12 protein-coding genes and 1 riboswitch are annotated in these 12,916 nt (G+C 71.7%); of the genes, 3 read left to right on the top strand and 9 right to left on the bottom strand.

Annotated features, from left to right (window positions below; translation table 11 throughout):
- On the bottom strand, positions 1 to 618 hold a 618-nt coding region (locus tag ABDW35_RS20105; RefSeq protein ID WP_343715661.1), incomplete at its 3' end, for a serine O-acetyltransferase.
- A 290-nt stretch (positions 619 to 908) separates the two neighbouring features.
- Between ABDW35_RS20105 and ABDW35_RS20100 the strand changes: the two genes are divergently transcribed.
- Positions 909 to 1,841 carry a glyoxylate/hydroxypyruvate reductase A gene (locus ABDW35_RS20100; RefSeq protein WP_343715660.1) on the top strand — a complete coding sequence of 311 codons (933 nt, stop codon included), beginning with the start codon at positions 909 to 911 and terminating at the stop codon, positions 1,839 to 1,841.
- 10 nt (positions 1,842 to 1,851) lie between these two features.
- On the opposite strand, the gene ABDW35_RS20095 is transcribed toward ABDW35_RS20100, so the two are convergent.
- The gene (locus tag ABDW35_RS20095) at positions 1,852 to 3,036 is read right to left on the bottom strand and encodes an MFS transporter (protein WP_343715659.1); all 1,185 of its coding nucleotides are present in this window, start codon (positions 3,034 to 3,036) and stop codon (positions 1,852 to 1,854) included.
- Positions 3,037 to 3,135: 99 nt separating this feature from the next.
- Here ABDW35_RS20095 and ABDW35_RS20090 point away from each other — a divergent pair, with 99 nt between their 5' ends.
- The gene (locus ABDW35_RS20090; RefSeq protein ID WP_343715658.1) at positions 3,136 to 4,038 is read left to right on the top strand and encodes a LysR family transcriptional regulator; all 903 of its coding nucleotides are present in this window, start codon (positions 3,136 to 3,138) and stop codon (positions 4,036 to 4,038) included.
- A 236-nt stretch (positions 4,039 to 4,274) separates the two neighbouring features.
- Here the strand turns inward: ABDW35_RS20090 and ABDW35_RS20085 are convergent, their stop codons facing one another.
- The 3 genes from ABDW35_RS20085 to ABDW35_RS20075 are packed head-to-tail and all read right to left on the bottom strand — an operon-like array spanning position 4,275 to position 6,926.
- A complete protein-coding gene (locus ABDW35_RS20085; protein ID WP_343715657.1) occupies positions 4,275 to 5,147 on the bottom strand; it encodes an NlpC/P60 family protein in 873 nt (290 codons plus the stop codon).
- Complete coding sequence (locus tag ABDW35_RS20080; protein ID WP_343715656.1) at positions 5,144 to 5,500, bottom strand: MarR family transcriptional regulator; 357 nt, start codon at positions 5,498 to 5,500, stop codon at positions 5,144 to 5,146. The genes ABDW35_RS20085 and ABDW35_RS20080 overlap by 4 nt, the downstream gene beginning before the upstream one ends.
- Positions 5,501 to 5,540: 40 nt before the next feature.
- Positions 5,541 to 6,926 carry a leucyl aminopeptidase family protein gene (locus ABDW35_RS20075; RefSeq protein WP_343715655.1) on the bottom strand — a complete coding sequence of 462 codons (1,386 nt, stop codon included), beginning with the start codon at positions 6,924 to 6,926 and terminating at the stop codon, positions 5,541 to 5,543.
- Positions 6,927 to 7,018: 92 nt separating this feature from the next.
- On the opposite strand from ABDW35_RS20075, the gene ABDW35_RS20070 reads away from it, so the two are divergent.
- Positions 7,019 to 7,654: a glutathione S-transferase family protein gene (locus ABDW35_RS20070; protein WP_343715654.1), complete on the top strand. Its 636-nt coding sequence runs from the start codon at positions 7,019 to 7,021 to the stop codon at positions 7,652 to 7,654.
- 289 nt (positions 7,655 to 7,943) lie between these two features.
- Here ABDW35_RS20070 and metA read toward each other — a convergent pair whose 3' ends face one another.
- The 4 genes from metA to ABDW35_RS20050 all read right to left on the bottom strand — a co-directional run.
- Positions 7,944 to 8,864 carry a homoserine O-succinyltransferase gene (gene metA, locus ABDW35_RS20065; protein WP_343715653.1) on the bottom strand — a complete coding sequence of 307 codons (921 nt, stop codon included), beginning with the start codon at positions 8,862 to 8,864 and terminating at the stop codon, positions 7,944 to 7,946.
- A gap of 44 nt (positions 8,865 to 8,908) precedes the next feature.
- A riboswitch (SAM-I-IV-variant riboswitch) is annotated at positions 8,909 to 9,015 on the bottom strand.
- A 227-nt stretch (positions 9,016 to 9,242) separates the two neighbouring features.
- Positions 9,243 to 10,298: a TAXI family TRAP transporter solute-binding subunit gene (locus ABDW35_RS20060; protein ID WP_343715652.1), complete on the bottom strand. Its 1,056-nt coding sequence runs from the start codon at positions 10,296 to 10,298 to the stop codon at positions 9,243 to 9,245.
- 11 nt (positions 10,299 to 10,309) lie between these two features.
- Complete coding sequence (locus ABDW35_RS20055; protein ID WP_343715651.1) at positions 10,310 to 11,605, bottom strand: MFS transporter; 1,296 nt, start codon at positions 11,603 to 11,605, stop codon at positions 10,310 to 10,312.
- Positions 11,606 to 11,740: 135 nt separating this feature from the next.
- Positions 11,741 to 12,916: cell wall hydrolase (locus ABDW35_RS20050; RefSeq protein WP_343715650.1), on the bottom strand; the 1,176-nt coding region annotated here is incomplete at its 5' end.

Raw genomic sequence — 12,916 nt, 5'->3', positions numbered from 1 at the left:
GTCGCCGCCGACCTTGCCGGTGCCGCCGAGGGTGACGCCGTGCAGGATCGAGACATCGTTGCCGACCACCGCGGTCTCGCCGATGACGACGCCGGTGCCGTGGTCGATCAGCAGGCCCCAGCCGATGCGGGCGGCCGGATGGATGTCGACCGCGAGGCTCTCCGACACCCGGCTCTGCAGGAAATGGGCAAGCGCGGTCCGGCCGTGGCGGTACAGCCAGTGGCCGATGCGATGCCATTGCAGCGCGTGGAAGCCCTTGAAGAACAGGAACGGCGTCAGGTGGTCGCGCGCCGCCGGGTCGCGATCCTTGATCGCGTCGAGGTCCAGCACCGCATGGCCGGCGATCGCCAGGTCGGCGCGCATCGCCTCCGCCGCCAGCGCCAGCAGCCGGTCATGGCACGCCGTGTCGCATTCCAGCTTGGTGGCCAGCAGGCGGGCGAGCGCATCGCTGAAATCGGCGGCGCCGAGCACGATGCGTTCGACCACCGGGGCCAGGATCGCCTCCTGCCGCGCCAGGATGGCGGCGGAGTCGCGCATCAGCGCGAAGACCTCGGCGTTCCGGTCGAACGCGAATGAGCCGGCGGCGTCAGCCTTCCGCGCGAGGGCGGTGTCGGGCATGGCCTCTTTCCCCATTGCCAGGCCGGGCGGCGGGGAGGCCCGCCCGGCACAATGACCATGGAAAGGAGATAGGCCTTCCCCGGCCGCTTGTCATCAGCGCAGATAAATTCTTTGGTACACACACGAGTTCACGTTTATATCTATATTTCAGCAATATTCTAAAGTGATATCCGGAATCAAGGCACCGATAGCCCGCTTCCCGAAAGGCTGCCGTGCCGCTTCGGGGCTCGCAAGGAGGGGCCGGATTCTCGTAGGGTCACCTTGACCGCTGATCCTCGGAGAACCGCCAGATGCCCGTCGCCGTCTTCGCCTCGGCCACCGATGATCCCACCCAGTGGCTGCCGGCGCTGCGCGAGGCGATGCCGGCGCTGGAGGTGCGGGTGTGGCCGGAGATCGGCGACCCGGCGGAGATCGACTACGCCATCGTGTGGAAACCGCCGGCCGGGATGCTGGCGGCGTTGCCCAACCTGAAGGTGATCTACTCGCTCGGCGCCGGCATCGACGCCATGCTGCGCGACCCGACCCTGCCGGCCGATGTGCCGCTGGTGCGCATGGTCGACCTCAGCCTGAGCGAGGGCATGGTCGAGTACGTGGCCGAGCAGGTGCTGGCGATCCACCGCCAGGCCCGGACCTACCGCGCCCAGCAGGCGGCGGGGGAATGGGTGCAGCACGATCAGCGGCTGGCCCGCGACACGACTGTCGGCATCCTCGGCCTGGGCACGCTGGGCGCCGCCGCGGCGCGGGCGCTGACGGCGCTGAACTTCCGGGTCGCAGGCTGGAGCCGCACGTCCAAGGCGGTGGACGGGGTCGAAGGCTTTGCCGGCGCAGAGCGGTTGGACGTCTTCCTGGCGCGGTCGGAGATCCTGGTCTGCCTGCTGCCGCTGACGGCGGAGACCGAGGACATCCTTGACCGCCGCCTGTTGGCCGCCCTGCCGCGCGGCGCCTGGGTGGTCAATGCCGGGCGCGGCCATCACCTGGTCGATGCTGACCTGATCGCGGCGCTCGACTCCGGCCATCTGGCCGGCGCGGTGCTGGACGTGTTCCGGACCGAGCCGCTGCCGGGAGATCACCCATTCTGGACCCATCCGAAGGTGCTGCTGACGCCGCACATCGCCGCCAGCAACAACGCCAAATACGCGACCCAGCGCCTGGCCGAGCAGATCGCCCGCTTCGAGCGCGGCGAGCCGATGGACGACGTGGTCGACCGGTCGCGGGGGTATTGAGCTCCGCCGGTCACGACGTCGCCCGGCGCAGGGTCGACAGCAGGGCCAGGGCGGCACAGAAGGCGCCGGCGGCGAAGGCGGCGGAGTAGCCGAACCGCGCCGCCACCAGGCCGATCACCGGGCCGGTGGCGGCCAAGCCGATGTCGAAGAAGGCGACATAGGCCCCCAGCGCGGCGCCGCGGCTGGCCGCCGGCACGCGCTTCACCGCCTCGACCCCGAAGGAGGGGAAGACCAGCGAGAAGCCGGCCCCGGTCAGGAAGGCGCCGGCCAGCGCCACCTGCGGCACCGCCGCCGCCCACAGCAGCAGCAGGCCCAGCACCTGCACGGCCAGCGACCCCGCCGCCACCCGGGCGCCGCCGAACCGGTCGGGGAAATGCCCGAACAGCAGCCGTGCCAGGATGTAGGCGCCGCCGAAGGCGCTGAGGGCGAAGCCGGCCCCGCCCCAGCCTTCCGCCTGGAAATCCAGGGCGATGAAGGCGGAGATCGCGCCGAAGCCGATCGAGGCCAGGGCCAGCCCGGCGCCCTGCGGCCAGACCATGCCGACCACCCGCAGGAAGGGCAGGCGTGCCCCGCCCGCCCCGCGCACCGCCGACAGCGGCAGCGCCACCAGCCCGGCCAGCAGCGCCGCCGCGACGATGGCGCCGGCCACGGCTCCGAAGCCACCCCAGCCGCGCAACGCCAAGCCGGCCGGGCCGCCCGCGGCGACGGCACCGTACATGGCGATGCCGACCCAGACCATGGCCCGGCCGGCCCGCGCCCCGCCGACCGCGGCGATGCTCCAGGCCAGGCCGCCGGTCATCATCAGCCCCTCGCCCAGCCCGGCTGCGGCGCGGCCGAGCAGCAGCAGGGCGAAGCCCAGCGCGGGATCGGCCGGCAGCCCGACCCCGGCATAGAGCAGGCCGGACAGGGCGGCGCCGGCCACGCCGACCAGAACGGCCGCCTTGCCGCCGAGCCGGTCGCACAGGCTGCCGGCCCAGGGCCGAGTCAGCAGCGTCACCGTCGGCTGCAGCGCCACAGCCAGGGCCACCGCCAGCGGGCCTTGGCCCAGCGCCTCATGGATATGGACGGGCAGCGCCGCCAGCGGCAGGCCGATGGTGGCGTAGCCGAGGAAGACGATCAGGGCGAAGGGCAGCAGCTGCAGGGCGGCAGCGGACGGAGCCGCGGCCGCGTCGGCCCCAGCGGAGGAGGAGGACATGGGGATTCTCCGGGTTCAAAGGTCAGCCCGAAGCTGATCCGACTGGGACATGCTTTCCAGTGCAGGTTTCTGACTTTATAAGTGCGTCCAATGCACTCCATGGACCTGAACCTGCTGGTCGCGCTCGACGCGCTGCTGGCCGAAGGCAGCGTCGCCGGCGCCGCCCGGCGGATGAATCTGAGCGCGCCGGCGATGAGCCGGACGCTGGCCCGCATCCGCGACGCCGTCGGCGACCCGGTGCTGGTGCGCGCCGGCCGCCGGCTGGTGCCGACGCCGCGGGCGATCGAACTGCGCGACCGCGTCCGCACGGTGGTCGAGGACGCGCAGGCGCTGCTGCGCCCGGAGGGTGCAGCCGACCTGTCGACGTTGCAGCGCACGTTCACCATCCGCGCCAGCGACTATGCCGCCGGCGTGTTCGGCGCCGGTCTGTCCGCGGCGGCGGCGCGGCAGGCGCCGGGCATCACCCTGCGCTTTGCCGACCAGGGCAAGGAGGACGTCAACGCGCTGCGCGAGGGCCGCATCGACCTCGACATCGGCGTGCTGGGCGGCGAGACCGGGCCGGAGATCCGCGTCCAGACCCTGCTGCAGGACCGCTTCGTCGGCGTGGTGCGGGCAGGCCATCCGCTGCTGCAGGGCGACATGACGGCGGAACGATTCGCCGCAGCGACCCATGTGGGCGCCTCGCGGCGCGGCCGCACCCGCGGGCCGATCGACGCCGCGCTGGACCGGCTGGGCCTGGCGCGCCGGGTGGCCCTGGTGATGCCAAGCTTCTATGCGGCGCTGCTCACCGCCGCCGCCTCGGACATCGTCGCGGCGCTGCCGCGCGCCGTCGTTGCCCGCGCGGCCGGGCTGGGCCTGGCGGTACAGTCCTTCGACCTGCCGGTGGCGGTGCCGACGATCACCGTCATCCAGACCTGGCATCCGCGCTTCGACAAGGATGCCGGCCACCGCTGGCTGCGCCAGCTGGTGAAGGCGACGATCGTGGACACGGCGGCGCCGTAGGGCGCCTGCCTGGAACAATCGCGTCAAAGCGGCAAGGCGCTGCCGCTCCCACTTGCGAGACCTTTTCAGAATTTCCTCGGATCGTCCGGGACGCCGAAGACGAAAGCAAACCGGGTCCCCCCTCCCCCTGCGGGAGGGGGGACTAAAGAAGAGAAGGTCTCGGCTATTCCGAAAAGGTCCCGCAAGCGGGAGAGGCAACGCCAAATTCGAATCCGGCAACGTGACCTGAGCGAGCTTCAGCCGAAGCGCCGCACCGCGGTGATGCCCTTGCCCTCGGCGGCCAGGGACCGGGCCGCGATCTCTCGCACCGGGTCGAGCGAGACGCCCGCGGCCCGGACATTGGCGTGGATCAGGGTCTCGCCGTCGACCATCAGCCCGACATGGCCGGGGAAATAGACCAGGTCGCCGCGCCGCAGCCCGGCGCTCTCGTCGGTCCCGACCAGCGTCCCGGCCGTGTGCACCTGGCGGTAGGTGTCGCGCTCGATGGCGTGGCCGGCGGCGGCGCAGGCCAGCTGCGCCAGGCCGGAGCAGTCGATGCCGAGGCTGGAGCGGCCGCCCCAGAGATAGGGCACGCCGAGGAAGCGCTGCGCCGTCGCCACCGGGTCGGGCTCGACCGCGTCGAGCGGGCCCAGCGCCACCTCCGGCACCCAGCCCGCGGGCTCGCCGGCCTCGCGGATCCGGGCATAGCCCTTCTCCGTCTCCACCACCTCGACCGGGCTGCGGAAGCTCAGCGCGCGGACCGACGGCAGCTTGAAGTCCGGCGCCGGATACAGGAAGGCGCGGAAGGCCCGCACGCGGTGGGTCGGCAGGGCGACCCGGTCGCACAGCGCCGCCGCCTCGACATAGCCGACATAGCCGTCCGTCGTGAGCTGGCCCCAGGCCCAGCCGTCCTTGACCTCATAGACCGTGATGGTCTCGCCATGCAGCATCTCGGTCGCCTGGCCGCGCGCCGCGTCCGGCGCCGACCGCATCGGCACGATGCCGCGGACGGCCTGGTGCAGCGTGCCGGCGGCATAGCGCTCCGCCGCATGGACGCCGCGCAGACTCTCGGCCGCGAGGTCCGGGCGCCAGGGCACCAGGTTGCGATCGATGTCGGGCGCGGTGGTCATGCCGCGGCCCCGATCATGCTGGCGGCCTGGCGCACCAGGTCGGCGAAGCCGTCGAGATAGGCCCGCCCTTCCGCCGTCCGCTCGATCAGCACATTGCGCCGGTCGGCCGCGTCGACGGTGCGGCGGGTCAGGCCGAGCTCACCCAGCCGGTCCAGTGCCCGGGTCACCGCCGGCTTGGAGATGTGCAGGGTCGAGGACAGCCCGCGCACCGTGTGCGGCGCCGGGGTCAGGTAGATGGTCAGCAGCAGGGCGATCTGCCGCGACGACAGGTCCGGCGCCTCGCGCCGGACCGCCGCGGTCAGGGCGTGGCGCCACAGCTCCAGCGCCTGGAGCGAGGTCAAGGCGACGGTCATGCCGCACTCATTCCCGGCGACGGCGATACGGTCGATCGAATCAGCGCCGGCCTCCAAACCGCTCCTCCAGCAGGGCGTAGACGGCCCGCATCGTCATCGCCTCGCCGCCCTTCGGCCGGCCCGGCCGGTCGGCGCCGTTCCAGGCATAGAGGTCGATATGCACCCAGGGCACGCCCGGCGCGACGAAGCGCTCGAGGAACAGGGCCGCGGTGATGGCCCCGCCGAAGCGCGTGTCGGGGGCGTTGTTGATGTCGGCGATGCCGGATTTCAGCAGCCGGTTGTAGGGCTGCCACAGCGGCAGGCGCCACAGCGGGTCGTCGACCCGGCGCGAAGCCGCGGCCAGCGCGTCGGCGGTGGCGTCGTCGTTCGAGAACATCGCCGGCACGTCGGTGCCCAGCGCCACCCGGGCGGCGCCGGTCAGGGTGGCGAAGTCGACGATGATCTCCGGCTTCTCGGACGACGCCTCCTCCAGCGCGTCGCACAGCACCAGTCGACCCTCGGCGTCGGTGTTGCCGATCTCGACCGTCAGCCCCTTGCGGCTGCGGTACACGTCCATCGGCCGGAAGGCGTCGCCGGAGACCGCGTTCTCGACCGCCGGCACCAGCACGCGCAGCCGCACCGGCAGCCGCGCCATCATCACCATGCGGGCGACGCCGAGGGCATGGGCGGCGCCGCCCATGTCCTTCTTCATCAGCAGCATGTTGCCGGCGTCCTTGAGGTCGAGGCCGCCCGAATCGAAGACGACGCCCTTGCCGACCAGCGTCACCTTCGGCGCCGACGGGTCGCCCCATTCGATGTCGATCAGCCGCGGCGCCCGGCTGGCGGCGCGGCCGACGGCATGGATCATCGGGTAGTTGCGGGTCAGCAGCTCGTCGCCGGTGATGACGCTGAACCTGGCGCCGAACTCCTTGGCCAGCGCCTCGGCCGCCGCGGCCAGCTCGGCCGGGCCGAGGTCGTTGGCCGGGGTGTTGACCAGGTCGCGCACCAGGGTGGTGGCGCTGGCCGCGCGCTCGACCCCGGCGCGGTCGGCGGCCTGCGGCCAGACCAGCTTGGCCGACACCCGCTCCGGCCCCTTGTAGCGGCCATAGTGATAGCCGCCGAGCGCCCAGCCATAGGCGGCGGCGGTGGCCGTCGCCGGCTCGGCCGAATCGTCCAGCCGATAGGTGCCGGCGGGAAGCCCGGTCGGCAGCCCGGCGAAGGCCCAGGGGTCGGAGGCGGAGTCGATGCCGACCAGGATCGCGTCGACCCGGCCGCCCTCGCCCGGCAGCGCCAGGGTGCGGCCCGATTCCGCGGCGAAGCCGTTGGCCTCGGCCCAGGCCCGTTGCGCCGGCGTGGCGGCGGCGCGCCAGCCCTCCAGCGCAGCCTTGCTGAGCGGGATCAGAGAGACGGTCTCTCCCTCGGCGGCATCGACCAGATTCGGCAGCACGGCGCGGGCCTTCTTGCGTTCGGAAACTCGGGGCGGCACACCATGCTCCAGCCCGTTTGCCTTGCCAACCCCTCAGCCGGAGCGGACCCGCCATGCGCCTTGTCATCGGCAACAAGCGATACTCCTCCTGGTCGCTGCGGGCCTGGCTGGCCCTGGCGCATCACGGCATCGCCTTCGAGGAAATCCTGATCCCGCTGTACCGCGACGGGTCGAAGGAGGCGATCCTGCGCCACTCGCCCAGCGGCAAGGTGCCGACGCTGATCGATGGCGGAACCACCGTCTGGGAGAGCCTGGCGGTGCTGGAATATTTGGCCGAGCGGTTCCCGGATCTCGGCCTGTGGCCAAGCGACCCGGCGCGGCGGGCATTCGCCCGGTCGATCTCGGCCGAGATGCACAGCGGCTTCGCCGCCCTGCGCGACGAGCTGCCGATGGACCTGGCGCCGGTCGATCCCGGCAAGGCCCGCAGCGACGCCGCCGAGGCCGATATCGGCCGCGTCACCGCGATCTGGCGACAGTGCCGCGAGGCGGCCGGCGCCGAGGGCCCGTTCCTGTTCGGCGCCTTCGGGGCGACGGACTGCATGTACGCTCCGGTGGTCCTGCGCCTCGACCGCTACCGGGTGCCGCTGGACCCGGTGTGCCGGGCCTATGCCGACGCGGTGCTGGCCCTGCCGGCGATGCGGCGCTGGGTCGAGGCCGGGATGGCCGAGCCCTGGGTGCTGACGTTCTGAGAGACCGTTGGACATGCTACTGGCGCGGCCGTCTGACGGCGGTTTCTCCACTTCCGGTGCTCACAGGCCAACGCCCGCTGCGCTCCGGTTCTCGAAACCACCGCCAGCCGACTCACGCCAGCGCATTCCAAACGGTTCTCTCATACCGCCGCCTCTCCCGATCACCTCATCGCCGTCATTGCGAGCGCAGCGAAGCAATCCATGCAGCCGCCCTTGCGGGACAATGGATTGCTTCGTCGGCTTCGCCTCCTCGCAATGACGATGAGGGACGGATGCCCGGAAACCCGCCTCAGCCCTCACCGATATCGCCCAGATCGTAGGGCGTGGTCTGGTACAGCTGGTTGATCCAGTTGCCGAACAGCAGATGGGCGTGGCTGCGCCAGCGGTTCTGCGGCTTGCGCTCGGGGTCGTTGCCGGGGAAGTAGTCATGCGGCAGGGCGATCGCCTTGCCGGCGGCGACGTCGCGGAAATACTCGTCGCCCAGCGTGTCCGTATCGTACTCGACATGGTTGAACATGTGCAGCGACCGGTGGCAGGGATCCTCCAGCAGGCACAGCCCGGCCTCGTCCGACTCCATCAGCACCTTCATGCCGCTGGCGGCCGGGATGTCCTCGCGCCGGTTCTCGGTCCAGCGCGACACCGGGATGGTGAAGTCGTCCGAGAAGCCGCGCAGATAGGGCGACGCCGGCTCGACGATGCGGTGCCGGTACACGCCGAACTTCTTCTGCGGCAGCCCGTGCTTGGGCACGCCGTGGAAATGGTGCACCGCCGCCTGGGCGCCCCAGCAGATGTTGAAGCAGCCATGGACGTTGGTCTGCGTCCAGTCGAACACGCGGCGCAGCTCGTCCCAGTAGGTCACCTGCTCGAACGCCATCGTCTCCACCGGCGCGCCGGTGACGATGAAGCCGTCGAATTTCTCGGCCTGCACGTCCTCCCAGTCTCGGTAGAAGGACAGGATGTGGTCGGCCGGCGTGTTGCGCGGCACGTGGTGGGTCATCTTGACCAGTGTCAGCTCGACCTGCAGCGGCGAGGCGCCGAGCAGCCGGGCGAACTGGGTCTCGGTCTTGACCTTGTTCGGCATCAGGTTCAGCAGGCCGATCCGCATCGGCCGGATGTCCTGGCGCACGGCTTCGGCCTCGGCCATCACCATGACCCCTTCCGCTTCCAGGACGGAACGGGCGGGCAGATCGTTCGGGATCTTGATCGGCATAGTTCGGTCTGGTTCCACGCGTCGCGGGCAGGACCGAATCTGTGATGGACCCGTTTGGTTGTCGGTTCGACCACATCCCCCCTCTCGGGGGCGCCACCTTGCTCGGGGAAGCAGGTTGGCGTCGGGCAGTGCCCAACTCCTGATGTGCGACCAGTTCTACGGGGTCCGCAGGGACATTTCAACTGGATGAATGCGCGGCGACATCCTCTCCGCCGCGCCTCCGAGTCACCGCTTCAGAGACCGTTTGGGAATGCGCTGGTGTGAGTCGGCTGGCGGTGGCTTCGAGAACCGGAGCGCAGCGGACGTTAAAGTCCGTGAGCACCGGAAGCGGAGAAGACGCCGTCAGGCGGCCGCACCAGTAGCATTCCCGAATGGTCTCTAAGGTGTCGCCTTGGCCGGCAGGCTGAGCATCGCATGCTCGGCATAGTAGCGGGCGGCGCCGGGGTGCAGCGGCACGCCCAGGCCGCGCGCAGCGCCGTCGATCGAGACCTCCTTGCCGCGCGGATGGCCGGCCGCCAGCAGGTCCAGCGTCGATTTCTGCCACAGGGCGCGGGTGATTTCGTAGACCGTGGCCTCCGGCACCTTTTCCGCCACCAGCCAGATCGCCCCGACCGACAGGCCCGGCACCTCCGCGGCAATGCCGTCATAGAGGCCGCCGGGGATCGGCTCCTGCGCGAAGAACGGCACCTTGGCCACCAGCGCCTCCGCCTCCGGCCCCGTGATCGGCAGCAGCCGCACCGGCCGCCGCCGCGCCAGGTCGGCGATCACGCCCAGCGGCGGGCCGCCGGTCATCACCATGGCGTCGAGCCCGCCTTCGGCCAGCAGGTCGGCCGAGGGCTCCGGCCGCTCATAGACCTCGGTCACGTCGGTCTGCGTCAGGCCGTAGGCGCCCAGGATCTGGCGGATGTCGTAGATGGTGCCGGAGCCTTCGGCGCCGACCGAGACGCGCTTGCCCTTGAGGTCGGCCACCGACTGCGCGGGGCTGTCGGCCGGCACCACGACATGAACGAATTCGGAGAAGAGATGGGCGATGGCGCGCAGGCTGGTCACCGGCGGCTCGCCGGCGAACGGCCCCTCGCCGGTATAGGCTGCGAAGGCGACATCGGCCTGGGACAGGCCGGACTCGAACTCGCCGTCGCGGATCCGCCGGATGTTGTCGATCGACCCGGCGCTGGCCTGGGCCACCGCGATCAGGCCGGAGACGCCGCAGCTGCCGCCGGCGCTGCCACAGGGCGGCAGGCCCGGCGGGCCGGAGATGGCGCCGGCGATGATGCCGCCGATCGGGAAATAGGTGCCGCCGGTGGTGCCGGTGCCGATGCGGAAGAACACCGGGTCCTGCGACTGCGCCCGCGCCCATCGCATACCGCCGAGCCCCGCCGCGGCCATCCCCGCAGCCGGAAGCGTCGAGGTCAGCAGGCGGCGGCGGGTCAGCATGGCGGTTCCCTTCAGGCAGCGTCGCGCATGGTCGGCGGCGTCTCGTCCGGCGCACGGGGGTCGAGCTCGGCCGCGACCGGCGTGGTGGTCGGCGCCACCGAGATGAAGCTGCCCTGCTCCTCGTTCGGCTTCGCCGCGCGGCGGGTCATGCGGTAGACGGTGAACAATGCCAGCAGCGCCGCGACCGAGCCGGTCCAGACGAACAACCCATCCGGCCCCAGGACCTGCATCACCCGTGACGCGGCGATGGGGCCGACCACAGCACCGACGCCGTAGCACAGCAGCAGCCCGGCCGCGGCGGGCACCAGCTGCTCCGGCCGCATGAAGTCGTTGGCATGGCTGAGGCTGAGCGGATAGATGGTGTAGGACAGCCCGCCGAAGGCGGCGAGCAGCACCAGCAGCAGCGTCATCGAGGTGCCGCCGAACAGCGCCAGCGCGGCGCTGATCAGGGCCAGCGAGATGGTGATGCCGAGGAACACCTGGCGCCGGTCGAAGCGGTCGGACAGGCGGCCGACCGGATACTGCAGCACGAAACCGGCGAAGATCGCCGTCATCATGAAGCTGGCGATCCAGTCCGGCGACGGGTCGATGGTGCGCGCATAGACGGGGCCCATGCCGGAGAAGGCGGCGCTGATCAGCCCGACCGAGAAGCAGCCGGCGACGCCGAGCGGCGAGATCCCGATCAGGGCGCGCAGGCCGAAGCGCTTGACCTTGATCACCGGCGGCGTCTCGACCGGGGTCAGCGACAGCGGCACCAGCGACAGCGACACCAGCATCGCCACCACCGAGAACAGGGCGAAGCCGGCCGGGTCCATCACCGTCAGCCAGGGCTGGGACAGGCCGAAGGCGGTGTAGTTCACCGCCATGTAGGAGGACATCACCCGGCCGCGCACGGCGTTGGAGGCGCGGGCGTTCAGCCAGCTCTCGATGATGGTGAACAGCACCGCCATGCTGATGCCGGTGATCAGGCGCAGCACCGCCCAGACGACCGGGTCGACCCACAGCGCATGGAACAGCGCCGCGGCGGAGGCGATCGCGGCGAAGGCCGCGAAGGTGCGGATATGGCCGACGAGCAGGACGATACGCGGGCAGATCAGCGTGCCCAGCGCGAAGCCGCCGGAATAGAAGGCCAGCACCAGGCCGATGGTGCCGACGCCGAAGCCGTCGAGGTCCATCCGGATCGCGACCAGCGTGCCGAACAGGCCGTTGCCCATGATCATGATCGCCGCGCTGAACAGCAGCGGCGCCACGGCCAGGAGGACCGAGCCGAGGGAGGGTGGCGGAGGGGCTGAATCGGTTGCGGCCATTCACGTCCGTTCTAGGTCGGGCGACGGGCCGGGGCCAGGGAAGATTCGTGACGATTTCAGGGCAAGCCCGCCCCCGGTCCCCGCCTGCAGATAAGGTGGTGCGGGTCGCCGCGGCGGCCACCCCGCCGCTTCGGTTCAGCCGCCGGCCTTCGGCCGGTAGAAGACGTGGTCGCCGATCGAGGCGGTACGGCGGAAGCGGCTGGTCCAGGCCGGCATGCCGCGGCCCAGAGCGCGCATCGCCGCCGGGGCGAAGAAGTACTGGGCGCCGTCCGTCGGGTCGTCGGCGAAATAGCCGTCCAGCATCTGCCAGACCACAAGGCGCGCGGTGCGCTGCAGGATCTCGTCCTGCGCGCTCAGCGGCGCCGGGAACTGCGGCATCGCGCCGCCCCGCACCGCTTTGGCGAAGGCGCGGAAGCGCGGTCGCTGCAGCGGCTCGAACTGGCCCGGATCGGCCAGCACCTCGCAGGGGGTGTCGCCGAAATCATTGTCCACGGCGATGCGGTTCATGATCACCCAGACCACCGCCGCCATGCCGCGGGTGCCTTGGTTGCCGGCCTCGGTATAGGCGGTGAAGGCCAGGCAGCGCAGCGAGCGCTCGGCCTTGGCCGGGTCGGCCGGCAGGGGCACGCCGCCGATGCTCAGCGGGCCGGCGCCGACGCGCCGCAGCAGCGGCGAAGGCTGGTCGACCGCGACGCCACGGCCGGAGACGAAGACGGAGCAGGCCAGGTCGCCCGGGCCGCAGCCGGTCAGGCGGCGGCCGGCGCCGTCGGCCTCGGTGCCTCGCAGCCAGGGGGCGCCCGCGGGCTCAATCAGCGACACGGCGCGGGCCAGGGCGACATCGAGCCGCTCGGTGACCTCCGGCGCCGGGCGGTCGACCCGCAGCAGCGAGGAGCTTGACCGGGCCCAGACCGGCGCAACGCCGGGTCCGGCGGGCTGCACCAAAGCGGGAACGGCGTCGGCCGCCACCACCGCGCCCGCCGCGGACGAGGTGGCCAGGGCCGGCTGGGACGGGACGGGACCGGCGGTCGCCGGCAGCACCGCCGCCACCGGTGCGATCGAGGAAGGCGACGCCGGCGCGGTATCGGCCAGCAGGCCTGCCGCCGGCCCGAGCGAGGCGACGACCACGGGCTTCGCCTCGTTCGGCGCGACGTCGATCAGGGCCGCGGCGCCGGCCTGCGCCGCCGGCGCGGCGACGGGTGCCACCGGCGCCGTATCCGCCCGCCCCTCGGCCGGCGCCAAAGGCGGCTCGGTCGTCGCCTGCACCGGCGGCACGGCCACCGGCAGGCTTGCGGGCGCGGGCAGCGGGTCGGC

Origin of the sequence: Inquilinus sp., from assembly GCF_039594555.1 — a bacterium.
Classification (GTDB): Bacteria; Pseudomonadota; Alphaproteobacteria; order DSM-16000; family Inquilinaceae; genus Inquilinus.
Note: the sequence above shows the minus strand (reverse complement) of the source record. Positions and strands in the feature narration are given on the sequence as shown.